This is a genomic window from Actinoplanes sp. NPDC026619 (assembly GCF_040638295.1).
GTDB lineage: Bacteria > Actinomycetota > Actinomycetes > Mycobacteriales > Micromonosporaceae > Actinoplanes.
The window spans coordinates 26,063-52,792 of the sequence record NZ_JBEZYA010000018.1; the positions used below are offsets into that span (position 1 = coordinate 26,063).

Below are 26,730 nucleotides of genomic sequence, written 5' to 3' on the forward strand. Positions count from 1 at the left end.
GATCCGTCTACCCGGGGCGCGGACCCCGAGGGGAGTGCGCGTGTTTCTGCTGCTGTCGACGTCCGACACCGACCTGCTCAGCGCCCGGGCGAGCGGCGCCGACTGGCGACTCGCCAACCCGGCCCGCACCGGGGTGGATGATCTGCCGGGCCTGCTCGACGGGGTCGATCTCGTCGTCGTGCGCATCCTGGGCGGCAAGCGGGCCTGGGAGGAAGGGCTCGACGCGCTGCTCGCCGGGCCGGTTCCGGTCGTGGTGCTGGGTGGCGAGCAGGCGCCGGACGCCGAGCTGATGAGGTTGTCCACGGTGCCGGCCGGGGTGGCCGCCGAGGCGCACGCCTACCTCGCGCAGGGCGGCCGGGAAAACCTCGCCGCGGTCTGGCACTTCCTCTCCGACACCGTGCTGCTCACCGGGTTCGGCTTCGCGCCGCCGGTGGCCGCGCCGGACTGGGGGCCGCTGCCGCGCGAGTCCGCGACCGACGCCGGGCCGGTCGTCGCGGTGCTCTACTACCGCGCGCACCACATGGCCGGGAACACCGCCTTCGTCGAGTCGCTCTGCCAGCAGATCGAGGCGAAGGGCGCGCGGCCGCTGCCGATCTTCACGGCCTCATTGCGTACGGCATCAGATGAGCTCCTCGCCGAATTGCGCAAGGCCGACGCCCTGGTCGTGACCGTCCTCGCTGCCGGTGGCACGAAGCCCGCGACCGTCGGCGCCGGAGGCGACGACGAGGCGTGGGACGTCGGTGTTCTGGCCGGCCTGGACGTGCCGATCCTGCAGGCGTTGTGCCTGACCAGCAGCCGGGCCACCTGGGAGGCGAGCGACGACGGGCTGTCGCCGCTGGACGCGGCCACCCAGGTGGCGATCCCCGAGTTCGACGGCCGGATCATCACGGTGCCGTTCTCGTTCAAGGAGATCGACCCGGACGGCCTGTCGGTCTATGTCGCCGACGACGAGCGGGCCGCGCGGGTGGCCGGCATCGCGGTGGCGCACGCCCGGCTGCGGCACATCCCGGCGGCCGAGCGGCGCATCGTGCTGATGCTGTCGGCCTACCCGACCAAGCACTCCCGGATCGGCAACGCGGTCGGCCTGGACACCCCGGCCTCCACCGTCGCGCTGCTGGCGGCGCTGCGCGAGCGGGGTTACCGCACCGGGTCGTTCGGCGACTACGACGGCGACGGGCTGATCCACGCGCTGATCGCGGCGGGCGGGCAGGACCCGGACTGGCTGACCGAGGACCAACTGGCCGCCAACAAGGTGCGGATCCCGGCGACGCGGTACGCGGAATTCTTCGCCACGCTGCCGGCCGACCTGCGTTCCCGGATGGAGCAGCACTGGGGTCCGCCGCCGGGCGAGCTCTACGTGGACAACGGCGACATCGTGCTGGCCGCCATGCGCGACGAGAACGTCGTGGTGATGGTGCAGCCGCCGCGCGGCTTCGGCGCCAACCCGGTGGCCATCTACCACGATCCGGACCTGCCGCCGAGCCACCACTACCTGGCCGCCTACCGCTGGGTGGCCGACGAGTTCGGCGCGCACGCGGTCGTGCACGTCGGCAAGCACGGCAACCTGGAGTGGCTGCCGGGCAAAAATGTGGGGATGTCGGCGAGCGACGGCACCGACGCGGCTCTCGGCGATCTGCCGCTGATCTATCCGTTCCTGGTCAACGACCCCGGCGAGGGCACCCAGGCCAAGCGCCGGGCGCACGCCACCCTGGTCGACCACCTGATCCCGCCGATGGCCCGGGCCGAGTCGTACGGCGACGTCGCCCGTCTCGAGCAGCTGCTGGACGAACACGCCAACATCGCCGCCCTCGACCCCGCGAAGCTCCCGGCCGTCCGGGCGCAGATCTGGACCCTGATCCAGGCGGCCAAGATGGACCACGACCTGGGCCTGGACAACCGCCCCGGCGACGAGGAGTTCGACGAGTTCATCCTGCACGTCGACGGCTGGCTCTGCGAGATCAAGGACGTGCAGATCCGCGACGGCCTGCACATCCTCGGCGCCGCACCGGTCGGCGAGGCACGCGTCAACCTGGTGCTCGCGATGCTGCGGGCCCGGCAGATGTGGGCCGGCAAGGTGGCCGCGCTGCCCGGTCTGCGCGAGGCGCTGGGGCTGGCGGAGGACGCGTCCACGGCGGAGACCGATGCGGTGGAGGCATCCGCGAGGGCGTTGGTCGTGGCGATGGAGGAGGCCGGCTGGCCCACCTCGTGCGACCTCTCCGACCTTCCGGAAGTGAACCGGGTGCTGGAGTTCGCCGCCACCGAGATCGTGCCCCGGCTGGCGCGCACCACCGACGAGCTGACCAACGTGCTGCACGCGCTGGACGGCGGTTACGTCCCGGCCGGGCCGAGCGGCTCACCGCTCCGCGGCCTGATCAACGTGCTGCCCACCGGCCGCAACTTCTACTCGGTCGACCCCAAGGCCATCCCGAGCGCCCTCGCCTGGGAGACCGGCCAGGCGATGGCCGACTCGCTGCTCGAGCGCTACCGCGCCGACTACGGCGAGTGGCCCCGCTCGGTCGGCCTATCCGCGTGGGGAACCAGCGCGATGCGCACGGCCGGCGACGACATCGCCGAGATTCTCGCGCTGATCGGCGTCCGCCCGATCTGGGACCCGGCGTCTCGCCGGGTGACCGGCCTGGAGCCGATCTCGCGCGCGGAACTGGCCCGGCCCCGCGTCGACGTCACGGTCCGCATCTCCGGCTTCTTCCGGGACGCGTTCCCGCACGTGGTGGCGATGCTCGACGACGCGTTCCGGATGATCGCCGAGCTTGACGAGCCGGACAACTACGTGCGCGACCACGCGATGCGCGACAACAACGAGCACGGCGACTGGCGGCGGGCCACCATGCGCATCTTCGGCTCCCGGCCGGGCGCCTACGGCGCCGGCATCCTTCCGCTCATCGACAGCCGGAACTGGCGCGACGACAAAGACCTGGCCGAGGTGTACGCCGTGTGGGGCGGCTTCGCCTACGGCCGTGGCCTGGACGGGGTGCCCGCGCGGCCGGACATGGAAAACGCCTACCGGCGGATCGACGTGGCCGCCAAGAACATCGACACCCGCGAGCACGACATCGCCGACTCGGACGACTATTTCCAATATCACGGCGGCATGATCGCCACGGTGCGCGCGCTGACCGGCAAGGCCCCCGCGGCGTACGTCGGCGACTCCACCAACCCGGACGCCACCCGCACCCGCAGCCTGACCGAGGAGACCGCGCGGATCTTCCGGGCCCGGGTGGTGAACCCGCGCTGGATCGCCGCGATGCGCCGGCACGGCTACAAGGGTGCGTTCGAGCTGGCCGCGACCGTCGACTACCTGTTCGGCTTCGACGCCACCGCCGGCGTCGTCACCGACTGGATGTACGAACAGCTGGCCGCGAGCTACGTGCTCGACCCGGAGAACCAGAAGTTCATGTCCGAGTCGAACCCGTGGGCCCTGCACGGCATCACCGAGCGCCTCCTGGAGGCGGCCGACCGCAAGCTCTGGGAGTCGCCCGACCCCGGCACGCTGACCGCCCTGCAGGAGGTCTTCCTGGCCACCGAGGGCGACCTGGAGGACCACTAGTCAGGGCCGGCGCAGCAGGTAGGTGTCCATGATCCAGCCGTGCTTCTCGCGGGCCTCGGCCCGGATGCGCAGGATCTCGCCGGACACCTCGGCGACCGGGCCGGACGCGAGCAGCTCGTCCGGGGTGCCGAGGTAGGCGCCCCAGTAGATGTGGGCGTCCGGGTGGGCGGTGAAGGCCTGCTGGGCGTCGAGCATGACGACCAGATCGTCGACGCCCTCCGGCCAGCCCTCGTCGGCGAGCCGGCGGCCGGTCGTCACCTGGAACGCGCGGCCGACCCGGTTGAGGCCGATGCGGTGCTTGGCGGCCAGGGCGGAGACGCTGCTGACGCCGGGGATCACCTCGTATTCGAAGAGGGTCTGCCCGCGCCCCAGGATCTCGTCGAGGATGGCGATCGTCGAGTCGTAGAGCGACGGGTCGCCCCACACCAGGAAGCCGCCGGTCTCGCCGTCGAGCAGGTGCTCGCCGATCAGCGCCTCGGTGACCTCGGAGCGCCGGTGCCGCCAGTCGGCGATCGTGCCCTGGTAGTCGTCGGGGGTGCGGTCCCGGGACGGGTCCTGGCCCTCGGCGATGCGCCGGCTGGGCCGCCCGTACGCCTTCATCAGCTGCCGCCGCAGCTCGATCATGCTCTCCTTCGCCTCGCCCTTGTCGAGCACGAAGAAGACATCGGTCCGCCCGATCGCCTTGGCTGCCTGCAGGGTCAGGTGGTCCGGGTGGCCGGCACCGATCCCGATCACGTAGATCTTCCGCACGGTTGTGCACGTTATCTCGGGTCCGGCCAGATCTCGAAGTCGACTATCTTCTATATATATGGGGAGCGAGCCGACCGCGGGGGCCCTGCTCGCCGCCGGGCACGAGGCGATGCTGGAGGCCGGCTTCCGTGCCGGTGACTATCTCCCGGCCCGGCAACTGCTGGAAGCGGCCCGGGGCCGGGCGCAGGCGGGCCGGGACCGGATCACCGAGGCGGCCGCCCTGACCCGGCTCGGCATGCTCGCGCATTTCGCGGCGATCAGCGAGGACCTCAGCCGGGCCGACTGGGCGGCCGAGGAGCGGTTGTTCCAGGAGGCGCTGGACATCCAGCGGGAGGCCGACGACCCGGCCGGCGCGGCCGAGTCGCTGTTCGGGCTGGGTCTGGTGCACCAGGTGCTGCGCGGCGACTGGGCCACCGCGATGCCGTTCTACCGCGAGGCCCTCGAGTTGGCCGAGCGGTACGCCGACGAGATGGTGCGCTCCGAGGTGCACCGGCATATCGGGTTCTTCCACGTCTACGTGGCCGGTGACCCGGAGCGCGGGCTCCGGCATCTGCGCATGTCGCAGGTGCTGCGCGAGCGTTACGGCGATCCGCGCCGGGTGGCGACCGGCACCCTCGCGCTGGGCGAGGCCGAGCTGGCCGCGGGCAACCGGGCCGAGGCGATGCGCCTGCTCCACGAGGCGGTCTACCAGGCCCGGGCGGCGGGGCTGAGTGAGCAGCGGATCGGCTGGGCGCAGCGGGCCCTGCACGACGCCGAGGTCCGGCGCCCGTAATCGGGAACGCCGCTGTCCAGCCTTCGTCGGATTGCCGACGGATCGATCGTGATCAGTTCCCGTCGTCAGTAAGTTAACCGACAGTGAGCTGGTCATAGGGGGCGGCCTTGACCGAGCACAGCGATTCGTCCTCTCCCTACCATCCCGTCGTCGGGATCGACCTCGGCACGACCTCGTGCACGATGTCCGTCTGGGACGGCTCGAAGCTGATCGTCATCCCGGCCCCGGACGGCGCGGCTACTCTCCCGGCCGTGGTCGGGCAGAACCCGGCCGGTCAGATCGTGGTCGGCCGCCCGTCGCCGACCGATGCCCTGCCGCAGATCGACGGCATCAAGCGCGAGCTCGGCACCGACGAGCGGCTCCGGTTGCGCGGCCGGCAGTACCGCCCGCCGGAGATCTGCGCGTTTCTGTTGATCGAGCTGAAGCGGCAGGCCGAGGCGTTCCTCGGCGGCCCGGTGCACGACGCGGTGATCACGGTTTCCTGCTCGGCGGGGGAGCCCCAGCGCCGAGCGATCCGGGAGGCGGCCGCTCTCGCCCAGCTCAACGTGCGCCGGCTGCTCGACGACCCGATCGCGGCCGCGGTCGCGCTCGGCGCCGACGACCAGGAGCGCACCTATGCGATCTACGACCTCGGCGGCGGCACCTTCGACACGGCGATCGTGCGGATCGGGCCGGAGGGGGTGGCGGTGCTCGGCGCGGCCGGCGATCCGCGGCTGGGCGGCGACGACTTCGACGAGCACATCGTGGGGTACGCGTTGCGTCAGATCCGGGAGCGGCATCACGTCGACCTGAGCCGCGACGAGCACGTGCGCCGGCGGATCCGGCGGGAGGCCGAGCGCCGCAAGCGGGAGCTGTCCACCGCCGAGACCACGGTGCTGGAGCTGCCGCTGCTGACCGCGACGGTGAGCGCGAGCGTGCCGCTGTCCCGCCGCGGCTTCGAGGCGATGATCGAGGCGGACGTGACCAAGTCGCTCGGCTACCTGACCGCCGCGCTGGAGGCGGCCGCGCTGGTGCCCGGCATCGGCCGCCGCGGCGTCGACCAGGTGATCCTCTCCGGCGGCTCGACCCGGATCCCGTCGGTGCGGGCGAGGCTGGCCGACTATTTCGGCCTGGGCGCCGACGGGGTGCGGGCCGACGTCGACCCGGCCGAGCTGAACGCCCGCGGCGCCGGCCTGATCGCCCGCGAATACCAGCCGGCCCTGACCTTCGAGGGCCTGCGCCCGGGCCTGCTCGGCGCCAACCTCCGCCTGCGGGCCGAGATGGCCGACCTGTCCCCGGCCGCCGAGATCGCCGACCCCGGCCCACCCGACCTGCTGCCGGGTGTGCCGGCCGAGACCCCGGCCGATTTCCGCCCGGTCGCGGTGGCCGCCCACGGCTTGCTGGCCACCACCCTGGACGGCGGCCGCGCCGACCTGCGAACCGCCTACCTGGCGTTCGTCGCCGCCATCCAGGCAGCGGCACCGGACAGCCGCCTCGCCGAACTCGGCAGCCGGTTGTCCGAGGAGTACGGCCGGCCGGGTTTGGCCACGCACGCAGAATGAAGGCCTCGGGCCAGCTCTGCTGGGCCCCAGGCCGGCCTCGGCGGGAGCAGCGGTCCGCACCATGCAACCAGGCACGACATCAAGAATTTGATCTTGAGGGCCCGAGGTGGGGTGGTGCAGACCTCGGGCTAACGTGAGAGTTATGTTGATCAGCCTAGGTTTGCCCGTCTCGGGGGCGTGGGCGACACCCGCGTCGCTGGGCCGGATCGCCAAGCTGGCGGAGGAGCTCGGCTATCACGGGCTGTGGGCGTTCCAGCGGCTGCTGGTCGGGGCGGACCAGGAGCTGGCGCCGGTCTACCAGAGCGTGCTCGACCCGATGGTGGCGCTGAGTTACACGGCCGCCTGCACGTCGCGTATCCGGCTCGGGGTCGCGGTGATCAACCTGCCGTACGTGTCACCGGCCTACCTCGCCAAGCAGGCGGCCTCGCTGGACGTGGTCTCCGGCGGGCGGCACGACCTGGGCCTGGGCACCGGCTGGTCGGAACCGGAGTTCGTGGCGACCGGCTCGGACCCGAACCCGCGCGGCCGGCGCACCGAGGAATATTTGGCGGCGCTGCGCACTCTCTGGAACGACCCGGAGGCATCGTTCGACGGCGAGTTCTACACGGTTCCGCCGAGCCGGTTCGCGCCGCCGCCGGTTCAGGCCGGTGGGCCGCCGGTCCTGCTGGGTGGCACCGCCGACGCGGCCCTGCGCCGGGCCGGCCGGATCGCCGCGGGCTGGGTGAGCAGCAGCCAGGCCCGGCTCGCCGACGTTGAGCGCGGCGTGCAGGTGGTGCGGCGGGCGGCCGAGGAGTCCGGACGGGACCCGGACGAGATGCGCATCGTGGTCCGGGGCTGGGTAAAAGCGGGTGTTCGGGACGATTCGCTGCCGCTTTCCGGCGATGCCGAGCAGATCCGCGCCGGCGCCTCGCGTTACGCCGAGGCCGGGGTGACCGAGCTGTTCTACGACCTGAACTGGGACCCGCTGATCACGGGGGCGGATGCCGACCCGTCGGTGGCGCTGGAGCGGGCCGCAGCGATCATCACCGATCTTGCACCGGCCGACTTCGCAACGTAGGGAAGACGCCCGTCGAAGTCCGCGGAATGGCCGGGAATGGCACCCGATTCGTAATCGGAATGGCCCGTAGGCCCTTTCGGCAAGTGTGCACTGGGTAACCGACCGCACGACAGATCCGTGTCTTTAGGCCGGTCCAGGCCGTGGATCCAGCCATCTTGGACATGATCCACGGGAGATCTTCCTTGTGAGAGCGCTCACGGCCGGACGATCGTTCGGGGCACCCTTCCAAGATCGACATCCGGCCGAAACCCTGACGAAACAGCGGCCTTCCGTGACCTGACCGTTACTTCCATGACTTTGCGCAACAGTACGATTGCCCTTTGGCTTGTGATATCCGACAATAAGGACACTCCGCGCTGCTGTATCAGGTCTTTTGTCCGATCAAGTGGTGCTTCGTGCAGGGCTGGCAGTATGAGCGCCGCAGGATGGTCAAGCCATCGCTTTCAGCTGGCTGTTATTCATTCGATGCGTCAACTCATTTCCTACGGACGATTTCCGGGCTACCTTCCCAACCGCAGCATCCGAATACCTCTCGCGCACGGCGCATGTGAGGGTGTGTCGTTCGATGGAGGTGATTGAGCGTGGAACCGCTGATCGAAGAGGCCGCGCTGGAGAGCAAGGGCGCGTCGCTCGACGCGATGACCGCTCCCACGGGGGACACGAAGAAGGTCGAGACGCGGCGTAAGTCGCCGACCCAGATCGCTCTTGCGCGGCTGCGCAAGGACAAGGTCGCGATGATCTGCATCGGGGTCTTCAGCTTCTTCATCCTGATCGCGGTGTTCGCCCCGCTTCTCGTGAAGCTCGAGGGCCAGGACACCACGACACTGCACCAGGACCTGCTCGACCAGTACGGCTTCCCGACCATCTCGGCCACCAGCGACCACTGGTTCGGCGTCGAGCCCCGGCTCGGGCGCGACCTGTTCGCCCGCTTCGTCTACGGCGCGCGGCCGTCGCTGATCGTGGCCATCTCGGTCACCCTGATCACCGGCCTGGTCGGCGTGGTCATGGGCCTGCTGGCCGGCTTCCTTGGCGGCTGGGTCGACCGGATCATCTCCTGGGTCATCGACTTCGTCCTGAGCCTTCCTTACCTCCTGTTCGCCATCGCCGTCCCGGCCGTGATCCTCACGCTGTTCGTGGCCGACGCGTCGACGGCCGACACCAGCGAGGTCACCCGGGCGCGGTTCGCCTCGCTGATCCTGGTGCTGTCGTTCTTCGGCTGGGCGAGTCTGGCCCGGCTCATCCGCGGTGAGGTCCTGTCGCTGCGTGAGCGCGAGTTCATCGCCGCCGCACGGGTGCTGGGCGTGCCCACCCACAAGGTTCTGTTCAAGGAGCTGCTGCCGAACCTGGTGGCGCCGATCATCATCTCCACCTCGCTGGCCCTGCCGAGCTACATCGTTGCCGAGGCTGGTCTGACCTTCCTCGGTGTGGGTTTGGTCGAGCCGACCCCGTCGTGGGGGCTCACGATCAGCAATGCCACGACGTACTACCGGGCCGATCCGCTCTACCTGTGGCTGCCGGTCCTGGCGATCAGCATTCTGGTGCTGTCGCTGAGCCTCCTCGGTGACTCGATCCGAGACGCTTTTGATCCCCGCACCCGACGGTGACCCCGTCGACGCATTGTTTAGAAAGAGGACAAATGGCAAGGCGCTTCAAGGTGGCCGTGGCGGCGACAGCCGCCGTGGCGATCGGTTTGTCGGGCTGCGGTAGCCCGTCATCGAAGAGTGATACCGGCAAGGCGGACACCGGCAAGCTGCAGGCTCAGCAGGCCGCCACCGACCCGAACGCGAAGGGCCCGGCGGAGGAGGTGGCGGGGGCGAAGAAGGGCGGCACGATCACGATCGTGGCGCAGACCACGCCGTCGACGCTCGACCCGACCGACACGTACTACACCGACTCGAACGAGATCGAGAAGCTGACCTTCCGCACGCCCACGCAGTACGACGTGCGCAACGGCCAGCCGGTCCTCGTCCCCGACCTCACCGACCTCGGTACGGTCTCGGCGGACAAGCTGACCTGGACGTTCAAGATGCAGCAGGGCATCAAGTACGAGGACGGCACCGCCGTCAAGGTCGAGGACCTGGCGTACGCGATCAAGCGTTCGTTCGCCCACGACGTCTACCCGAACGGCCCGGCGTACCAGCTGACCTACTTCAAGGACGGCGACAAGTACAAGGGCCCGTACGCGTCCGGTGACACCTACTCCGGCGTGGAGACCCAGGGCACCGACACCCTGATCATCCACCTGGCGAAGCCGTTCGCCGACCTGCCGTTCTACCTGACCTTCCCGGCCTTCACGCCGATCCCGAAGGCCAAGGACACCAAGCAGGACTACAAGAACCACCCGATCTCGACCGGCCCGTACATGTTCGACCAGTACGTTGCCGGCACCTCGCTGACGCTGAAGAAGAACCCGAACTGGGACCCGGCGACGGACCCGGCGCGGCACCAGTACGCCGACGCGTGGAGCTTCAAGTGGGGCGGCGAGCTCGTCACCCTGCAGCAGAAGGTGCTCAACAGCGCCGGTGACGACGCCAACTCGCTGGCCTACGACGAGGTCGACGCGTCCCTGATCCCGCAGCTGACCGGCGACAAGGCCAACCAGCTGATCAAGGGTGAGAGCCCCTGCCTCTACATCCTGAACATGGACACCCGGAAGATCACGGACATCAACGTCCGTAAGGCGATCGCCAAGGCGTACCCGTACGACGCGCTGTCGAAGGCGAACGGCAACAACGACTACACGTCGGAGCCGGCCAGCACCTTCCTCCCCCCGGGCGTCCCCGGCTACACCAAGTACACCCCGCTCGCGGACCTGACCGGCACCGGTGCCGGTGACCCCGAGGGTGCCAAGAAGCTGCTCACCGACGCCGGCAAGCTCGGCTTCGAGGTCCAGTGGTACTACGACAACACCAAGCCGATCTCGCAGCAGATCTCGAACATCCGGGCCGACGCCCTCACCAAGGCCGGCTTCAAGGTCAAGGCGATCGGTGTGGCCACGGCCGACCTGCGTTCGAAGACCTCGGACTACGACGCTCCGGTCAACCTGGGCCAGTCGCCGCGCGGCTGGTGCTCCGACTGGCCGACCGGCTCGTCGTGGCTGCCGGTGCTCTTCGAGTCGAAGAGCATCGCCGAGGGCCAGAGCTGGGGCATGCTGCAGGACAAGACGCTCGACCAGAAGATCGAGGACGTCGCGAACCTGCCGACGGACCAGGCGACCGCCAAGTGGGCCGCTCTGGACCAGGAAATCATGAGCCAGTACGTCGCTCTGCCGTGGTACTACACCAAGATGGCCGTCATTGCCGGCACCAACATCGGTGGCGCCGTCGGCGACGCGACCGTGGGCATGCCGTTCTTCCCGGACATGTACCTCAAGAGCTGACCTAGGTCAGCTCGGCCGGTGGCCCGGCCGCTCGCGCGGCCGGGCCACCGTTCACGCCAACCGGCGTCCATCTACTTACCTGTCTCGATCTCTATCTACACGAGGTGCCGGCCGTGCTGTTTTACATCCTGCGACGCGTGCTCAGCGCGATCTCGGTCGTGATAGTCACGGTGGTGGCCAGCTTCATGCTGTTCTTCGTCGCACCGACTGACCCGGCCGGCGTCATCTGCGGCCCGAAGTGCACGCCGGACCGCCTCGCGGACATCAGCCGCAGCCTCAACCTCGACCAGCCCGCGGTCGAGCAGATCGGCCTCTACTTCAAGGGCATCGTGGCCGGCCGCGACTACAGCGCCGGCGGCGTCACCCGGCACTGCGCGGCGCCCTGCCTGGGCTACTCGTACATTCTCGGCGTCCCGGTCACCGACCTGCTCGTGAAGGCGGTCCCGGTCACCCTGTCGATCGTGTTCGGCGGCGCCACGATCTACCTGCTGTTCGGTGTGCTGATCGGAACGATCTCGGCCCGTGTCCGAGGAACGACGCTCGACAAGGTCTCGGTCGGCACGTCCCTGGTGATCGGCTCGATTCCGTACTTCATCGTCGCCCTGGTCATCGCGCTGTACGCGACGTTCCTGCCGAAGTCGCAGTACACGTCGTTCTTCGAGAATCCGGTGCAATGGGCGTCCGGCATGCTCGCGGCGTGGCTCTGTCTCGGCCTGACCAACTCGGCGTCGTACACCCGGTACTCCCGCGCCTCCATGATCGAGGCGCTGGGCCAGGACTTCACCCGGACCGCCCGGTCGAAGGGCATCTCCGAACGGCGCGTGGTCTATCGGCACGGCCTGCGGGCCGCCATGACCCCGGTCATCACGATCTTCGGCGTCGACGTCGCTTACCAGCTGGTCAACACGATCTTCACCGAGCGCATCTTCCAGCTGCCCGGCCTCGGCACCCGCATCATCAACGCGTTCAACCAGTACGACCTGCCGGTTCTGATGGGTGGCGTCATCGTCGGCGCGACCGTCCTGGTGGTCATGAACCTGGTGGTAGACATCCTGTACACGGTGCTCGACCCCCGGGTGCGGCTCGGATGAGCGACAACGGCCCAACCCCATCTGTCCCGCAAGGCGGCAACATGACCGATCAGACTGTCCGGTCCCCGCAGACCGTGACCCGCACACCCCGCACCCGCGCCGAGGGCGAGGAGGCCTACCTCGAGGTCTCCGACCTGCACGTCCAGTTCCCCACGGCGGACGGCAAAGTGCATGCGGTGCAGGGGCTGAGCTACTCGCTGCCGCTGCGGCGGACCCTGGCCATCGTCGGTGAGTCCGGCTCCGGCAAGAGCGTCTCCAGCATGGCCATCCTCGGCCTGCACGACCGCAAGTCGACCTGGATCTCCGGGTCGATCAAGGTCGGCGGCAAAGAGGTCGTCGGCATGTCGGAGAAGAGCCTGATGAGCTACCGCGGCGCCGACGCTGCGATGATCTTCCAGGACCCGCAGTCGTCGCTGCACCCGTTCTTCACCATCGGCGACCAGATCATGGAGTCGTACCGGGCGCACCACAACGTCTCGAAGCGGGCGGCCAAGGCGCGCGCGGTCGACATGCTCGGCCGGGTCGGCATCCCCAACCCGTCGCGCCGGGTGGATCAATATCCGCACGAGTTCTCCGGTGGCATGCGGCAGCGCGCGATGATCGCGATGGCGCTGGTCAACGACCCGAAGCTGCTGATCGCCGACGAGCCGACCACGGCCCTCGACGTGACCGTGCAGGCCCAGATCCTCGACCTCATCTCCGATCTGCAGCGCGACTTCGGCTCGGCGGTCGTGTTCATCACGCACGACCTCGGCGTGGTGGCCGAGATCGCCGACGACATCCTGGTGATGTACGGCGGCAACGCGGTCGAGCACGGCCCGGTGGAGAAGATCCTCGGGACCCCGCTGCACCCGTACACCTGGGGTCTGCTGGAGAGCATTCCGGCGGTCTCCGGCACGCCCGGCCCGCTGCACCCGATCCCCGGCTCCCCGCCAAGCCTGCTCGCCATGCCGACTGGCTGCGCCTTCCACCCGCGGTGCGAGTTCAAGGACCGGGTGGGCGGCGACCTGTGCCGCACCCTCAAGCCCGAACTCATCTCGCGGACCGCGGACCAGGGCCGCACCTCCCGGTGCCACCTGAAGGAACCCGACAAGGTGTTCGAGACCGAAGTCCTGCCCCGGCTGCCGTAAGAGGACCACTGCGATGACCGCTGCTACCAACACCAAGTCCTCCGGCGTCAAGCAGGTGGAGGGTGCCCCTCTGCTCGAGCTCGAAGACGTCAAGATGCACTTCCGGACGAAGGGCGACGGCCTGCTGGCCCGCGGCACCAAGTGGGTTCAGGCCGTGGACGGGGTCAGCCTGACCGTGCAGCCCGGCGAGACGGTCGGCCTGGTCGGTGAGTCCGGCTGTGGCAAGTCCACCACCGCCCGCCTGATCACCCGGCTGCTCGAACCGACCGCCGGCAAGATCAAATATCAGGGCGTGGACATCGCGCACATGTCCGAGCGTCAGCTGCGGCCGTACCGCCGGGAGATCCAGCTGATCTTCCAGGACCCGTACTCGTCGCTGAACCCGCGGCACACGGTCGGCACCATCGTCGGCACCGCGCTGCGCACGCACGGCATGGTGCCCAAGAACGGCGAGCTGAGCCGGGTGCAGGAGCTGCTCGAGGTCGTCGGCCTCAACCCGGAGCACTACAACCGCTACCCGCACGAGTTCTCCGGCGGTCAGCGCCAGCGCATCGGCATCGCCCGCGCGCTCGCCGCCCGGCCGAAGATTATCGTGGCCGACGAGCCGGTCTCGGCGCTCGACGTGTCCATCCAGGCCCAGGTGATGAACCTGCTGGAGAACCTCCGCAAGGAGCTGGGCATCGCGTTCGTCTTCATCGCCCACGACCTGGGCGTGGTGCGGCACTTCTGCGACCGGGTCGCGGTCATGTACCTCGGGCGCATGGTCGAGGAGGGACCGCGCGACGCGCTCTACAACGAGCCGCAGCACCCGTACACGCAGGCGCTGCTCTCCGCCGTGCCGGACATCGCGGTGGTTCGTGGTGTTCCGCCGAAGCAGCGGATCCGCCTGGTCGGCGACGTGCCGAGCCCGGTCGACCCGCCGTCGGGCTGCCGCTTCCGCACCCGCTGCTGGAAGGCGCAGGACATCTGCGCCACCCAGGACCCGGCCCTGGAGCGCAAGCCGGTCGGCGAGACCGTGGTGGCCTGCCACTTCGCCGAGCCGCCGGTCGAGTCGATCGTGGCCGAAGTGGTCTAGTGGCAGTTCCGCCGCCGGCGGCTCCGTCGGTCTACCGCACCCGTGCCTACCGCACCCGGCAGCGTGTTCTCATCGCGCTGGGGGCGGTAGGTCTTGTGCTGCTCGGATACCTGATCGGGCGCTGGCAGGACACGCCGGCCCCAGCGTCGGCCAAGGCTCTGCCGACGGCGCCGCCGCCGTCGGCCGCCGCGCCCTCGGCCGCGCCGACCACCTCCGCGCCGCCGACGCCGACGGTCTATCAGACGCTGCAGGCCGAGAGCGCCGACGGCAACGAGGGCATTCAGTCTCAGGACACCGAGGACCAGGGCGGCGGCAAGAACGTCGGCTGGATCGCCTCCGGCGACTCGCTGCGCTTCGACCACGTCGAATTCGGCGAGGTGCCGGCAAACACCTTGGATGTACGGGTGGCCAGCGACGCCGAGGACGGGCGGATGGACGTACGCCTGGACAGTCCCACCGCCGGTCCGGTCGGCACGCTACGGGTGACCAAGACCGGCGGTTGGCAGAACTGGCGGACGGACGAGGTAACCCTCACCCCGCCCGTCACCGGAACACACACCGTCTATTTCACGTTCGCACGTGATGGCGACGGAGAGTTCCTCAACGTCAATTGGTTCCAGTTCCAGCACTGACGCTGACCGGGATGCTCAGGGTGAGGACGCCGTTGGCGTAGTGCGCGTCGAGCCGGTCGGTGTCCAGCCGGTCGGACAGCAGTACCTGCCGGCTCACCGGGGCGCCCTGCGGTTCGGCGCTCTCGCCCGGGGCCTGCTTGCGCTCGGCCCGGACGGTCAGGACCTTGTCGTCGGCGGTGATGTCGATGCCGGCCGGGTCGATGCCGGGCAGGTCGATGTCGATATGGAAGGTCCCGTCGATCCGGTAGGCGTTCAGGCGGCAACCGGAACGGGTGGTATCGAACACACGCGCTGTGATCCGGTCCAGGTCGTGGACGGTCGCGCTGTGAAGCAACATGGGTGGTTCCTCCAGCGATTCAAAACCTGAGCGTTGTGCGCTCGCCCCGATAGAACCGGGATTCTCGCTGTGGAATTCCCTCACATAGATGTGGGGCGGGCAACGTGGCCCGCCCCACACTTGCTATCTACCTGGGGTTTCTATCGGAAAAACGCTGGCCCCGGGACGCCCACGCCGGTCTCGGCGTCGTAGCCACGGGTGCTGTGGATGGTCGTCGTCTGCACGTCGACCGTCTGCAGCAGGAACTGCCGGCCGTCCGAGGCGTCCTCGCTGTTCACGAAGTTCGTCCGGACCTGCTGGAGCGGCTTCTTCGGGGCGACGATGTCGGTGATCGCCGCCGTGCCGGCCTGGCGGTAGTACGACGGGTTGGCGAAGCCCACCGGGTGGTGCGCCTTCTGGCTGGCCACCGCCTGCAGACCGGCCAGCAGCGGGGACGCCAGGCTGGTGCCGCCGATGCGGTACTCGTCGTAGTACGTGCCGTCACTGAATTCCTGGGTCTGGCCGACCACGAAACCGGTGTTCGGGTCGCCCGGCATCGAGATGTCCGGGACGGTGCGCATCCGGGTCGATCCGAAGTATTTCGAGATCGAGTCGGGCACGACGCCGCGCTGGTAGAACGGCTGGCCGAACAGGATGCTCGTGCCGCCGCCGCCACCGGACGAGTAGGCCGGGTCGCCCCAGCTCTTGCCGTCGTCGGACAGCGGGGAGTAGGCCGACTGCCAGCCGTGCTCCCAGACCCGCTTGCCGTTCTTGTCGATGCCGACGCTGGTGCCGCCGACGCCGGTCACGTAAGGCAAATCAGCCGGGAAGTCGACTGTCTTCAGGGCCGGCTCGGTGCCGCCCTGGGTCTCGTCGCCCGCGTCACCGCTGGAGAAGTCCACGGTGATGCCGGTCAGCGCGGCCTCCAGCGAGAACTGCTGGTAGAACGCGATGAACTCGGCGCCGAGGTCCTCGACCTTGTCGGTGCCGGTGCCCCACGAGTTGGTCACGATGTCGGCCACGTGGTTGTCGATCGTGGTGGCCCACGCCTCGTCGAGACCGCTGTTGCAGTCGGCGCCGCCGACGTAGACGATCTTCGCGCCCGGCGCCATCGAGTGCACGGCCTCGATGTCGAGGGTCTCCTCGCCGTACCAGCCGGCGCCGCCGCAGTCCTCGACCGAGTCGTAGCCGTCGGGACCGGGGGTGATCTGGCTGAACTGCTGCCGGCCGAACGCGGGCAGGCCGTGCTTCTTGTTGTACGTCTTCAGGTCCGACGCGATCGTCGGCGAGGCGAACGCGTCGGTGACCGCCACGGTCACACCCCGTCCGTCGATGCCGTGCTTGATCAGGTCACTGACGCCGTACGCCGACTCGTACTGCTTCGGCTGGTAACCGCACACCACGTACGGCTTCTTCTGGCCGTTCGAGGCCGGCTGCGCGGTGGCGGTCTTCTGCCCGTAGTAGGACGAGCAGGGCTGCCCCGCCCGGAAACCGGTGTCCGGACCCGGCAGCGTCTCGCCCGGCTTCTTGAGCGCCTGGCCCTGGTCGAGGCCGAGGACGCCGGAGACGACACCGACCACCGACGAGGGGGTGTCCTCCGGCAGGGAGAGCGCGGTGCTGTTCGCGTGCACGGTCTGGCCCTGGTACGAGTAGTCCTTCACGGTCGTACCGAAGACCTTGTTGACCTGCGCGGTGCTGCCGGACGCCTCGACATACATCCCGCCGAGGGTGTCTCGCAGGGTGAAGCCCTGCCCCTTGAGCCAGGACCGGACCGCATCCACATCGGTCTGAGCCGGCGCGTAACGGGCCTTGAAGTCACTCGTCGTGAGCCACTTGCCGTAGCTGGCGCTCGACGGGTCGGAGAGCTGGGCGAGCGTGGCTTCGGCCGCCGCGCTGTCACGCAGGCTCAGCAGGATGCCGAAGGAGAGCGAATCGGCGGCGGCCGGTGCGCCGCCGGTGGCCCGTGCCCGGGTCAGCCAGCGCGGCTGGCTGCCGTTGAGAACGTGCCGTCCGGGACGGGCCGCGGCGGTGGCCGGGCCGGCCCCGAGGACCGAGGCGGCGGCGGTGCCGAGTGCGACAACCAGCGCCAGCCGCGACCTCATGGTCGTACTTCTGATCACTATGCCTCCACATTGAGTGGCAGTGAAGCGGATGAACGTCCCCACATAACGCCGATCGACGTTCGTCGGTCAATACCCCGCCGGAGAATTTCCTGTTGCATAGATGGATATCTTCCCAGCTCAAGGGCTCTGTCCCCGATCGAACATATGTTCTAAGCTGCTTCCGTGACCATCATGCACGCCGACCTCGACGCGTTCTACGCGTCGGTCGAGCAGCGTGACGACCCCGCGCTGCGCGGGCGACCGGTGCTCGTCGGCATGGGCGTGGTGCTGGCGGCGAGCTACGAGGCGAAGGCCTGCGGCGTGCGTACACCGATGGGCCTGACCCAGGCCCGGGCGCTCTGCCCGCGCGCCATCGTGGTCCCGCCCCGCATGAAGGCCTACACGGTGGCCAGCAAGGCCGTGTTCGAGATCTTCCGGGACACCACGCCGCTCGTCGAAGGCATCTCGATCGACGAGGCATTCCTCGACGTGACCGGCCTCCGCAAGATCCGGGGCGAGCCGCGGGAGATCGCCTCGCGGCTCCGGGCCGATGTGCGGGACCGGGTCGGCCTGCCGATCACGGTCGGCATCGCCGGCACGAAGTTCCTGGCCAAGGTGGCCAGCGCGGTCGGCAAACCGGACGGCCTGCTCGAGGTGCAGGCCGGCGCCGAGCTCGACTTCCTGCACCCGCTGCCGGTCGAGCGCCTGTGGGGCGTCGGCCCGGTCACCTCGGCCAAGCTGCGCGAAAACCGGATCAACACGGTCGGCCACGTGGCCCGCATCGGCGAGGCCGCCCTGGTCACCATGCTCGGCGCGCACTCCGGCCGGCATCTGCACGCGCTCGCGCACAACCGCGACCCGCGCCGGGTGCGCGTCGGCCACCGCCGTGGCTCGATCGGCTCGCAGTGCGCGCTGGGCCGCCGACCGCGACCGTTCGCCGAGATCGACGCCACCCTCGCCGCCCTGGTCGACCGGGTGACCCGCCGCATGCGCGGGGCCAACCGGGCCGGCCGCACGGTGACACTGCGGCTGCGCTTCGACGACTTCGGCCGGGCCACCAGATCCCGCAGCCTGCTCAAGGCCACCATGCAGACGCGTGTGGTGCTGGAGACGGCGCGGGCGCTGCTGGCCGAGGCCCGCCCGCTGATCCAGACCCGGGGCCTGACCCTGGTCGGCGTCGCGGTGAGCAATCTGGACGCTGACGGCAGCGTCCAGCCGTCACTGTTCGACGAGCTGTCCGACGACCGTCTCGACGTGGCGATGGACGCGGTCCGCGACCGCTTCGGCTCCAGTTCCCTGGGCCGGGCCGCGACCCTGGGTCGCCAGCTCAACCCGTCAGTGCCGATCCTGCCCGATTAGGGCCGATCCTGCCCGATTAGCCGGGTGACGGCCTCGATCACCGACCGGCGGCGGGCCTCGCGGTCGATCGCGGCGGCGGCCTCGGCGAACTCCGGGTTCATCGTGCCCCAGGAGCTCGCTATCGCCTGGATCAGCGTCAGCAGCTCGACCGGGGAGAAGGTGGTGGTTGTCGAGGCCGCGGCCAGGGCCTCGAGGCGGGTGCGGTTGGCCTTGATCACCGCGGAGAGGGCGCGGCCGGTGGGGCGCTCCAGTCGGTACCACGTGGTCAGGCGCTGGGCGTCCGGGTGGTCGGCGAAGTGGTCGAACATGCGGCCGGCGTAACCGGGCAGGTCGGTGGCGTCGAACGCGACCGCGTCGAGGGTCTGGCGGACCGACTCGGTGAAGACGGCGTCGAAGAGGGCGTCCTTGTTGCCGTAGTACGCATAGATGCGCTCCTTGGAGCTGGCCGCCTCGGTGGCGACCCGGTCCATCCGGGCGCCGGCGATGCCGTGGGCGGCGAACTCGGCCGTGGCGGCGACCAGGATGCGGCGGCGGGAAGCGGCGGCGTCACGGACTCGGGGCATGTGACGAGCGTAACCAACCAAACGGTTGGTTGTGTCCGCGGCACCGATGCAAGCTGAACGTGGTAACCAACCAACCAGTAGGTAGGTGGAGAGATGGCACGCACCTGGTTCATCACCGGAAGCTCCCGTGGGTTCGGGCGGGAGCTGGCCGTCGCGGCGCTCGAGGCCGGTGACAACGTCGTGGCCACGGCCCGCCGGCCCGAGCAGATCTCGGTGCGCGGCGATCGGCTCCTCGCGCTGCCGCTCGACGTCACCGACCCGGACGCGGCCGTCGACGCCGTCGCGCAGGCCGTCGCCCGCTTCGGCGGGATCGACGTGGTGGCCAACAACGCCGGGTACGGCAACTCCGGGTCCATCGAGGACACCCCGCTCGACGACTTCCGGGCGCAGGTCGAGGCGAACCTCTTCGGCGTGGTCAACGTGACCCGGGCGGCGCTGCCGGTCTTCCGGGCTCGGCGGGGTGGGCACTTCCTGCAGTTCTCGTCGATCGGCGGGCGGGTCGGGGGCACCCCGGGGATGGCCGCCTATCAGGCCGCCAAGTTCGCCGTGGAGGGCTTCTCCGAGGTGCTCAACGCCGAGGTCAAGCCGCTCGGCATCAAGGTCACGATCGTCGAGCCGGGGCCGTTCCGCACCGACTGGGGTGGCGCCTCGATGACGTTCCACCCGGTCAGCCCGGACTACGAGGAGACCGTCGGCAAGACCAACGCGTTCCGCCGGGAGACCGATGGCACCTGGCCGGGCGATCCGGTTCGGGCCGCTCGCATCCTCGTTGACCTGGTCGGCAACCCGGCGCCGCCGTTGCGGCTGCTGCTCGGCGCGACCGCGGTCGACCTGGCGGAACGTTCGTCGGCGGAGCGTGCGGCCGAGGCGGCGGCCTGGGCCGGGGTCAGTCGTGCTGCCGATTTCCCGGTATCGTCAACCCCGAGTTGACTCCTCTCGTGCGTCAACCTATGGTTGACGCATGACGACACCTGGCACCAGTTCAGTCCGGCTCGACGATCTGATCGACGACATCAAGAACACGCACACCGACGCGCTGGATCAGCTCACCGGCGCCGTGCTGGCCGCCGATCACCTGGGTGACGTGGCGGATCACCTGATCGGTCACTTCGTCGACCAGGCGCGCCGCTCCGGCGCCTCCTGGACGGAGATCGGCCGCAGCATGGGCGTCACCAAGCAGGCGGCCCAGAAACGCTTCGTCGCCAAGGGGGAGGCGCCCCTCGATGCCAGTCAGGGGTTCAGCCGCTTCACCGACCGGGCGCGGAAAGTCATCGTCACCGCGCAGGAGGAGGCCCGCGCCAAGGGCAGCAGCCAGATCGGCGTTTCGCACCTGGTGATCGGCCTGGTGGCGGACCCGGCCTCGCTCGGCGCGCGGGCGATCGTGTCGCAGGGCGTGTCGCTCGAGACGGTTCGGCAGACCGCCACCGCGACGCTGCCGCCGGCGGCCGACTCGTTGCCCGCGATGATCCCGTTCGACGCGCACGCCAAGAAGGGGCTGGAGCTGACCTTCCGGGAGGCCCTGCGGATGAACCACAACCACGTGGGCACCGAGCACATCCTGCTCGCGCTGCTCGAGCTCGAGGACGGCACGGGCGTCCTCGCCGGCCTCGGCGTCGACAAGGCCACCGCCGAAACAGCCATCACGGCCGCCCTGGCCGCGGCGGCGGAGTCCTAGGCTCGTCGAGTCAGGACGTAGGCGCGGCCGGCCAACTTGCCGGGCAGGCGGTAGATGTGCCAGTGGCAGTCGGCCAGCATGGTCAGGCCAAAGGCCATGGTTGGGAACGCTGGGGGACATGGGGCGGGCGGCGACGCGGTGGGACCGGCGGTGGCGTTGCGGCCGGGGCCGGGCGCCTGGCTTGCCGGGTGTGTCAGGGGGCTTGGCCGACGCCGTATTTATGCTGAATCTCGAATTACCAGCGACGGCTGGAACGTGACCGAGCGCGGGAGGCGGCCGGGGGTGGCGATGTGTGCCATCAGCACCTCGGCCATCTCGGCGGCCATCTCCTCGACCGGCTGGCGGACGGTGGTCAGCAGTGGGCGGCAGTCGAGGGCGGCGCTGCTGTCGTCGAAGCCGACCACGGCGATGTCGTCGGGGACGCGGCGGCCGAGATCCTGCAGGGTGCGCAGGGCGCCTTCGGCCATCAAGTCGTTTCCGACGAAAAGTCCGTCGATGTCGGGGTGGGTGGCCAGCAGTTCGCGGGCGGCCGTTTCGCCGCCGGCCCGGGTGAAGTCGCCCTCGATGGCGGGAATCGTCGGGAAGCCGCAGGTCGCCAGGTAACCGCGGAAGCCGTCCAGGCGGTCCAGGCCGGAGGGGATGTCGAGCGGGCCGCTGATCGTGGCCAGGTGGCGGCAACCGCGGTTGAGCAGGTGTTCCGCGGCCAGGCGAGCGCCCAGGCGCTGGTCGACGTCGACGTAGCTCACCGCGATCGGCGACGTCGGGCGGGCCGAGACGACCGCCGGAATGCCGAGGTCGTGCACCTGGCGGGGGAGGGTGTCCTGCTCGTGGCTGCTGATCAGCAGGACGCCGTCGACGTGGCCCTGGCGCAGGTAGCGGACCACCTGGTGGTGGTCGGTCGAGTCGGTCGGGATGACCACCAGGTGGATGTCGTGCGGGCGCAGGGCGCTGGTGGCCCCGGCGGTGATGCGACCGAAGTACGGGTCGGTGAAGATGCGGTTCAGGAAGCTGTGGTTGTCGGGGCGGTCCGGCTCGCTGATCACCAGCGCCACCGAGTTGGAGCGCCGGGTGACCAGGCTGCGGGCGGCGACGTTGGGGACATAGCCGGTATCGGCGATCGCGCGCTGGACCATTTCGCGGATCTTGGAGTCGACGCTGGGGGCGCCGTTGATCACCCGCGAGACCGTGGCTCGGGAGACGCCGGCGGCCTCGGCCACCTGGTCCATCGTCGGATGCTGCCCGCCGCGAGCGGGCCGGGAATTCATGCGGTCTGTTATAGCAGCGCGGGGGGCGCCGCCGCCCGGGACAGCGGCGGCGGCGCCCGTGCTCACTGGTAGACCCGCACGTAGTCGACGAGCATCTGCGACGGGAACGGCGTGGTGGCGTCGACCGCGCCCGGCCAGTCACCGCCCACCGCGAGGTTGAGGATGAGGTAGAACGGGTGGTCGAAGATCCACGCGCCCTTGGTGTTCTCGGTGGTCTCCTTGCTGGCGTAGAAGACCTGCGTGTTGTCGAGGAAGAAGCGGATCCCCTTCGAGTCCCACTCGGCCGCCCACGTGTGGAAGTCGGCGGACAGGTCGACCGTCTTCAAGGACTGCCCGTAACCCCCGCCGCCGTTGTACATCGGCGCGTGCAGCGTGGAGTACGTCGTGGTGGTGTCCTTGCCGAGGACCTCCATGATGTCGACCTCGCCGTTGTACGGCCACGGGCGGCCGGTCAGGAAGTCGGCGCCCATCATCCAGAATGCCGGCCAGAAGCCCTGGCCCTTCGGGATCTTGACCCGGGCCTCGACCCGGCCGTACTGGAAGGTGAACTTGCCGCCGGTGTTCATCCGGTGTGACGTGTAGTCACGGCCGCCGACGGTCTCCTTCTTGGCCGTCATCACCAGGTGGCCCTGGCCGTCCATGGCCGCGTTGTCGCCGTTGGTGTAGTACTCCTGCTCGCCGTTCTGGCCGGTGCCCGGGTCGAGCGTCCACTTCGACTGGTCGACCTTGGTGCCGGACGTGCCGTTGAACTCGTCGTCGAATACCAGGCGGCTGGCCGGGAAGGTCGGGTCGGCAGGCTTGGCCGGCGGGGCCTGCGGTGCGCCGCCGGTGCCATAGACGCTGAACTCCCACAGCGAGTAGCCGTAGGCGCTGCTACGGGCGGTGCCGTACATCCGGACGTAGCGGCCGGAGCCGGTGGCGTTGATGACGTCCTTGAGGCCGTCACTGGTCGTGGTGCTGTAGATCGAGGTCCAGTTGGCATTGTCGTTCGAGACCTGGATCTGGTACGCCTTGCCGTAGGCCGGGTCCCACTGCAGCACGACCTGGCTGATCTGCGCGGTGGCGCCCAGATCGACCGAGATCCAGCCGGGGTCGACCCAGCCGGTCGTGGAGCTCGTCGCCCAGCGGCTGGCCGGGTCGTTGTCGAACGCCTTGTCCGGGCTGCAGGGGTTGCAGTTGACGTCGTTCTGCCAGCTCGATGCCTGGGCCGGCTTGTTGTAGGAGAGAAGTCGCGCGGTGCCGGCCGGCGGGGTCGCGGTCGGCGGGGTCGTGGTGGGAGGCGTCGTGGTGGGAGGCGTCGTGGTGCCGCCGGCGAACACCTGGAACTCCCAGAAGGAGTAGCCGTAGGTCGCCAGCGCCCGCTCGGTCAGATTGATCCGGACATAGCGTGCAGTGCCGCTCACCGGGATGCTCTGCTGGCCGCCGGCGCCGGTCGTGGTCGCGTAGGCCTGCGTGAATGACGAGCCGTCGTTCGAAAACTGGATCGTGAACGACTTCGCGTACGCCGACTCCCAGTTGATGGCGATCCGGGAGACCGCGGTGGCCGATCCGAGGTCGACCTGCCACCACTGGGCGGCCGACCAGGCGCTCGCCCACCGGGTGCCGTTGTTGCCGTCGTTGGCCTCGGACGCCAGGTAGGCGCCCGCGACCTCGCTCGACGACGCGGTGGCCGTCTTGCCCTGCGAGACGACCACCTCGGCGGCGTCGGCGCGCGTCATGGTGACCACGAAGTAGGTGGCGAGCAGGCCGAGCAGGGCCAGCATCAGAACGAAGGGTCGTCTGCGGACCAGGATTGGGGATGTCATGGGGTTGACTCCTGGGTCGGGGATTGCGGTCTCACGTCGGGGATGTCACGTGAAAGCGCTCTTTTGAAACACACTGTGAACCGCCTCCCGAAGCCCTGTCAATGCCTGCTAGTGGCCTCGGGAAGCGCTTCCCAGGTGGGTGCCGGTTCCGGAACCGTCCTACAGGGAGACGGGCTCCTTCTCGGCGGATAACGGGGAACGGCGGGCGGCCAGCGCGAACAACGCCGCGGCCGGCAGCAGGAAGAACCCGGCCGCCGAGATGCCGGCGCCGAGTGAGCGCCGCTGACCGACCACACCGGCCGGTGGGCCGCCGACGATCTGGCCGAGCGCGTCGGCCTGGGCCTGGATGGAGAACACCGTGGCGCGGCTGCCGGGGCCGGTGGCGGACACCATCCAGATCGTCATGATCGGCGAGGCGGTGCCCCGCAGCAGCCGGACCACGAGGTAGAGCCCGAACGCCGCCCACCACTGCCCGGTCAGCCCGAAGCCGATCATGCCGATCGCGATGACGATCTGCAGGACGGTCATGAGCTCGCCGATCTGGCGCGGGTGCGTGGTGTCGAGGCGCTGTCCGATCAGGCCGGTCAGCGCGATCGAGCCCAGGGCCGCAGCCATCGCCAGGCCGCCGAAGACCCACGTCTTCGGCAGAGAAGTGAAGGGGAGCAGGAACGGCTGGCTCAGCCGGTCGAAACCCTCACTGCTCATGCCCGCGAAGAGCGTGCCGGCGACGATGCCGCCGAGCAGCATGCTGCGCCGGACCGCGCCGGCGCCGGCTGCGACCTGCCGGCCCATCGACCGCCACGACCCGCGGGTCTCGGCCGGCGACCAGCCGTCCTCTTTCATGAAGAACACGAGGAGTACGCCGAGGGCCAGCGTGAGCACGCCACCGACGACGATCGGGACGGCGAGTCCGAACAGGGCCAGCCCGGTGGCGGCGACGATGCCGATCAGCGAACCGGCCTGGCTGAGCTGGCCACCCCGCACGAACGCCTTGGTGACTCGATCCGGGTCGATCTCGTCGGCGGCCCAGGCCTCCTCGGCGCCGTCGACGCAGACGATGCCGATCGACCAGATGACGTTGGCGACCAGGATCGCGGCGAACGACGGGATCAGGCCCCAGACCAGCAGGCCGGCACCCATCAGTAGGTAGCCGATGAGGACCGAGAGGCGGCGGCTGCGCAGGTCGGCGATCACGCCGGTGGGCACCTGCGCGATGAAGCAGACCGTCTCCATGAGGGTGCCGACCAGCACGAGCTGGAGCGGGGAGAGGCCGATGCTCGCCTGATAGATCAGGTTGAGGGTGAAAGCGGTCGTGCCGGCTGCTGAGCCGAGACCGCAGATGAGCAGATATAGACGATATGCAGACATGCGGAAGCATCCCGAGGGCCGAAGGCTCCCGGCGCCTTAAATGAGGTGCGGCGCTGCTTCGTAGAGGGTGATCAGCCCAGCAGGCGACGCACGGCACCGGAGATGGACACGATGCCGCAAGGGGTTGTCATGGCGGGCAGTCTAGCGGCCGCCGATGAAGACCGGGGTGGGCGGCGCGAAGCCGTTGAAGTTCGACGCGTACGCGAGCGTGTAGGCCCCGGCCGAGCCGAAGTAGAGCACGTCGCCCACGGCCAGGCCGGCCGGCAGCGGGATCGCGTAACCGACGACGTCGGTGGCGTGGCCGCTCGGTCCGGCGATGGTGAACGGGAGGGTGGGCTGCCCACCGGGCAGGGAAGTCGACATCGGGTAGTCCCAGCCGCCCGGCGACTGCATCGGCTCCATCAGCCCGTGATAGGCGCCGACCTCGAGGTAGAGCCAGTGCTCGTCGCCGCGCAGCTCCCGCCCGATGATCTTCGCGGCCAGCACCGACGCCTCGGCGACCAGGAAGCGGCCGGGCTCGGCGGTGACGACCGCGGGCGGGTAGGGCAGCAGCGCGATCTCCGAGGCGATCACCCGGCCGAGCTGTTCGATCGACGGCTCGCCGGCCACGTAGGTCGCCGGGAAGCCGCCGCCCAGGTCGAGCATCTCCAGCTCGATGCCCTCGTCGCGCAGCCGGTCCATCAGCTCGCCGGCCTGCCGGATGGCCGACCGCCACGCGCCGGTGCTCTGGCACTGGGAGCCGACGTGGAAGGTCACGCCGTACGGCGTCAGGCCCATCCGGCGGGCCAGCAGCATCAGGTCGTACGCCTCCTCGAGGTCGGTGCCGAACGTGTGGCCGGCCGGGAAGACGCTGGTGCTGTCGTCGGCCCGCAGCCGTACGTAGACGTCCGCCTCCGGGGCGTTCTCGGAGATCTTGGCGAGCTCGTTCGGGGAGTCGAAGCCGAAGCGCCGGACGCCGGCCTTGAAGGCGGAGGCAATCATGCCGGGCGCCTTGACCGGGTGGCTGTAGAGCATGTCCGCCGGGTCGACGCCCTGCACCTGGAGCATGCGCATCTCGGCGATCGAGGAGATCTCGAAGCCCGAGCCGGCCGCCGCGAGGGTCTGCAGGATCTCGGGGGAGGAGTTGCACTTCATCGCGTAGTGCACGCGCGTGCCGGGCAGCGCCGCGGCGAACCGCGCGTACCGGTCCGCGACGACGTCCAGGTCGGTGACGAGGTAGGGCGTGGGTACGTCGATCAGCTGCAGGGTGGCGGGGGCGTGCAGGGCAGCGACAGTCATCGAGTTC

General features: G+C 69.5%; 21 protein-coding genes. 13 read left to right on the forward strand and 8 right to left on the reverse strand.

The annotated features are described in order from the left end of the window. The first annotated feature begins 34 nt into the window (after positions 1 to 34). Entirely contained in the window at positions 35 to 3,565 is a 3,531-nt protein-coding gene (cobN, locus tag AB0E90_RS32985; RefSeq protein ID WP_360414762.1) for a cobaltochelatase subunit CobN, read from the forward strand. On the opposite strand, the gene cobF is transcribed toward cobN, so the two are convergent. Continuing rightward, positions 3,566 to 4,315: a precorrin-6A synthase (deacetylating) gene (gene cobF, locus AB0E90_RS32990; protein ID WP_360414764.1), complete on the reverse strand. Its 750-nt coding sequence runs from the start codon at positions 4,313 to 4,315 to the stop codon at positions 3,566 to 3,568. Between the two features lie 58 nt (positions 4,316 to 4,373). Here cobF and AB0E90_RS32995 point away from each other — a divergent pair, with 58 nt between their 5' ends. The 9 genes from AB0E90_RS32995 (at position 4,374) to AB0E90_RS33035 (ending at position 14,992) form a co-directional block, all read left to right on the forward strand. After that, the gene (locus AB0E90_RS32995) at positions 4,374 to 5,087 is read left to right on the forward strand and encodes a tetratricopeptide repeat protein (RefSeq protein ID WP_360414766.1); all 714 of its coding nucleotides are present in this window, start codon (positions 4,374 to 4,376) and stop codon (positions 5,085 to 5,087) included. Between the two features lie 107 nt (positions 5,088 to 5,194). Next, positions 5,195 to 6,628: an Hsp70 family protein gene (locus AB0E90_RS33000; protein ID WP_360414768.1), complete on the forward strand. Its 1,434-nt coding sequence runs from the start codon at positions 5,195 to 5,197 to the stop codon at positions 6,626 to 6,628. A gap of 142 nt (positions 6,629 to 6,770) precedes the next feature. Beyond that, entirely contained in the window at positions 6,771 to 7,685 is a 915-nt protein-coding gene (locus AB0E90_RS33005; protein WP_360414770.1) for a TIGR03619 family F420-dependent LLM class oxidoreductase, read from the forward strand. Between the two features lie 581 nt (positions 7,686 to 8,266). After that, entirely contained in the window at positions 8,267 to 9,289 is a 1,023-nt protein-coding gene (locus AB0E90_RS33010) for an ABC transporter permease (RefSeq protein WP_360414772.1), read from the forward strand. Between the two features lie 32 nt (positions 9,290 to 9,321). After that, positions 9,322 to 11,064 (forward strand): ABC transporter substrate-binding protein, encoded by a 1,743-nt coding sequence (locus AB0E90_RS33015; RefSeq protein WP_360414774.1) that lies wholly within the window; start codon positions 9,322 to 9,324, stop codon positions 11,062 to 11,064. Between the two features lie 113 nt (positions 11,065 to 11,177). Continuing rightward, positions 11,178 to 12,155: an ABC transporter permease gene (locus tag AB0E90_RS33020; protein ID WP_360414776.1), complete on the forward strand. Its 978-nt coding sequence runs from the start codon at positions 11,178 to 11,180 to the stop codon at positions 12,153 to 12,155. Positions 12,156 to 12,196: 41 nt separating this feature from the next. Continuing rightward, a complete protein-coding gene (locus AB0E90_RS33025) occupies positions 12,197 to 13,285 on the forward strand; it encodes an ABC transporter ATP-binding protein (protein WP_360414778.1) in 1,089 nt (362 codons plus the stop codon). Positions 13,286 to 13,298: 13 nt separating this feature from the next. Continuing rightward, positions 13,299 to 14,360, forward strand: a complete 1,062-nt coding sequence (locus tag AB0E90_RS33030) for a dipeptide ABC transporter ATP-binding protein (protein ID WP_360414780.1) — start codon at positions 13,299 to 13,301, stop codon at positions 14,358 to 14,360. Further along, positions 14,360 to 14,992 carry a carbohydrate-binding protein gene (locus AB0E90_RS33035; RefSeq protein WP_360414782.1) on the forward strand — a complete coding sequence of 211 codons (633 nt, stop codon included), beginning with the start codon at positions 14,360 to 14,362 and terminating at the stop codon, positions 14,990 to 14,992. The genes AB0E90_RS33030 and AB0E90_RS33035 overlap by 1 nt, the downstream gene beginning before the upstream one ends. Here AB0E90_RS33035 and AB0E90_RS33040 read toward each other — a convergent pair. Both AB0E90_RS33040 and AB0E90_RS33045 read right to left on the reverse strand, forming a co-directional pair. After that, positions 14,967 to 15,329: an Hsp20/alpha crystallin family protein gene (locus AB0E90_RS33040; RefSeq protein WP_360414784.1), complete on the reverse strand. Its 363-nt coding sequence runs from the start codon at positions 15,327 to 15,329 to the stop codon at positions 14,967 to 14,969. The two genes, AB0E90_RS33035 and AB0E90_RS33040, sit on opposite strands and share 26 nt — an antisense overlap. A gap of 140 nt (positions 15,330 to 15,469) precedes the next feature. After that, the gene (locus AB0E90_RS33045; protein WP_360414786.1) at positions 15,470 to 17,410 is read right to left on the reverse strand and encodes a S53 family peptidase; all 1,941 of its coding nucleotides are present in this window, start codon (positions 17,408 to 17,410) and stop codon (positions 15,470 to 15,472) included. 192 nt (positions 17,411 to 17,602) lie between these two features. Here AB0E90_RS33045 and dinB point away from each other — a divergent pair, with 192 nt between their 5' ends. After that, positions 17,603 to 18,769, forward strand: a complete 1,167-nt coding sequence (gene dinB, locus AB0E90_RS33050; RefSeq protein WP_360415105.1) for a DNA polymerase IV — start codon at positions 17,603 to 17,605, stop codon at positions 18,767 to 18,769. On the opposite strand, the gene AB0E90_RS33055 is transcribed toward dinB, so the two are convergent. After that, entirely contained in the window at positions 18,766 to 19,332 is a 567-nt protein-coding gene (locus AB0E90_RS33055; protein ID WP_360414788.1) for a TetR family transcriptional regulator, read from the reverse strand. The genes dinB and AB0E90_RS33055 overlap by 4 nt on opposite strands. A 93-nt stretch (positions 19,333 to 19,425) precedes the next feature. Here AB0E90_RS33055 and AB0E90_RS33060 point away from each other — a divergent pair, with 93 nt between their 5' ends. Together AB0E90_RS33060 and AB0E90_RS33065 are read left to right on the forward strand one after the other, a co-directional pair. Then, positions 19,426 to 20,262: an oxidoreductase gene (locus tag AB0E90_RS33060; protein WP_360414790.1), complete on the forward strand. Its 837-nt coding sequence runs from the start codon at positions 19,426 to 19,428 to the stop codon at positions 20,260 to 20,262. 31 nt (positions 20,263 to 20,293) lie between these two features. Next, positions 20,294 to 21,007: a Clp protease N-terminal domain-containing protein gene (locus AB0E90_RS33065; protein WP_360414792.1), complete on the forward strand. Its 714-nt coding sequence runs from the start codon at positions 20,294 to 20,296 to the stop codon at positions 21,005 to 21,007. A 218-nt stretch (positions 21,008 to 21,225) separates the two neighbouring features. Here the strand turns inward: AB0E90_RS33065 and AB0E90_RS33070 are convergent, their stop codons facing one another. The 4 genes from AB0E90_RS33070 to AB0E90_RS33085 form a co-directional block, all read right to left on the reverse strand. Beyond that, positions 21,226 to 22,272, reverse strand: a complete 1,047-nt coding sequence (locus tag AB0E90_RS33070; RefSeq protein WP_360414794.1) for a LacI family DNA-binding transcriptional regulator — start codon at positions 22,270 to 22,272, stop codon at positions 21,226 to 21,228. A 62-nt stretch (positions 22,273 to 22,334) separates the two neighbouring features. After that, complete coding sequence (locus AB0E90_RS33075; protein WP_360414796.1) at positions 22,335 to 24,077, reverse strand: discoidin domain-containing protein; 1,743 nt, start codon at positions 24,075 to 24,077, stop codon at positions 22,335 to 22,337. A 159-nt stretch (positions 24,078 to 24,236) separates the two neighbouring features. After that, positions 24,237 to 25,445, reverse strand: a complete 1,209-nt coding sequence (locus tag AB0E90_RS33080; protein ID WP_360414798.1) for an MFS transporter — start codon at positions 25,443 to 25,445, stop codon at positions 24,237 to 24,239. Positions 25,446 to 25,586: 141 nt separating this feature from the next. After that, positions 25,587 to 26,723 carry a type III PLP-dependent enzyme gene (locus tag AB0E90_RS33085; RefSeq protein ID WP_360414800.1) on the reverse strand — a complete coding sequence of 379 codons (1,137 nt, stop codon included), beginning with the start codon at positions 26,721 to 26,723 and terminating at the stop codon, positions 25,587 to 25,589. Between the last annotated feature and the right edge of the window lie 7 nt (positions 26,724 to 26,730).

Bases quoted from the DNA above. Each gene is read 5' to 3' on its own strand.
- AB0E90_RS32995 (WP_360414766.1), top strand. From the start codon at position 4,374: ATGGGGAGCGAGCCGACCGCGGGGGCCCTGCTCGCCGCCGGGCACGAG.
- AB0E90_RS33005 (WP_360414770.1), top strand. From the start codon at position 6,771: ATGTTGATCAGCCTAGGTTTGCCCGTCTCGGGGGCGTGGGCGACACCC.
- AB0E90_RS33015 (WP_360414774.1), top strand. From the start codon at position 9,322: ATGGCAAGGCGCTTCAAGGTGGCCGTGGCGGCGACAGCCGCCGTGGCG.
- AB0E90_RS33025 (WP_360414778.1), top strand. From the start codon at position 12,197: ATGACCGATCAGACTGTCCGGTCCCCGCAGACCGTGACCCGCACACCC.
- AB0E90_RS33030 (WP_360414780.1), top strand. From the start codon at position 13,299: ATGACCGCTGCTACCAACACCAAGTCCTCCGGCGTCAAGCAGGTGGAG.
- AB0E90_RS33040 (WP_360414784.1), bottom strand. From the start codon at position 15,329: ATGTTGCTTCACAGCGCGACCGTCCACGACCTGGACCGGATCACAGCG.
- AB0E90_RS33045 (WP_360414786.1), bottom strand. From the start codon at position 17,410: ATGAGGTCGCGGCTGGCGCTGGTTGTCGCACTCGGCACCGCCGCCGCC.
- dinB (WP_360415105.1), top strand. From the start codon at position 17,603: ATGCACGCCGACCTCGACGCGTTCTACGCGTCGGTCGAGCAGCGTGAC.
- AB0E90_RS33055 (WP_360414788.1), bottom strand. From the start codon at position 19,332: ATGCCCCGAGTCCGTGACGCCGCCGCTTCCCGCCGCCGCATCCTGGTC.
- AB0E90_RS33060 (WP_360414790.1), top strand. From the start codon at position 19,426: ATGGCACGCACCTGGTTCATCACCGGAAGCTCCCGTGGGTTCGGGCGG.
- AB0E90_RS33065 (WP_360414792.1), top strand. From the start codon at position 20,294: ATGACGACACCTGGCACCAGTTCAGTCCGGCTCGACGATCTGATCGAC.
- AB0E90_RS33070 (WP_360414794.1), bottom strand. From the start codon at position 22,272: ATGAATTCCCGGCCCGCTCGCGGCGGGCAGCATCCGACGATGGACCAG.
- AB0E90_RS33075 (WP_360414796.1), bottom strand. From the start codon at position 24,077: ATGACATCCCCAATCCTGGTCCGCAGACGACCCTTCGTTCTGATGCTG.
- AB0E90_RS33080 (WP_360414798.1), bottom strand. From the start codon at position 25,445: ATGTCTGCATATCGTCTATATCTGCTCATCTGCGGTCTCGGCTCAGCA.
- AB0E90_RS33085 (WP_360414800.1), bottom strand. From the start codon at position 26,723: ATGACTGTCGCTGCCCTGCACGCCCCCGCCACCCTGCAGCTGATCGAC.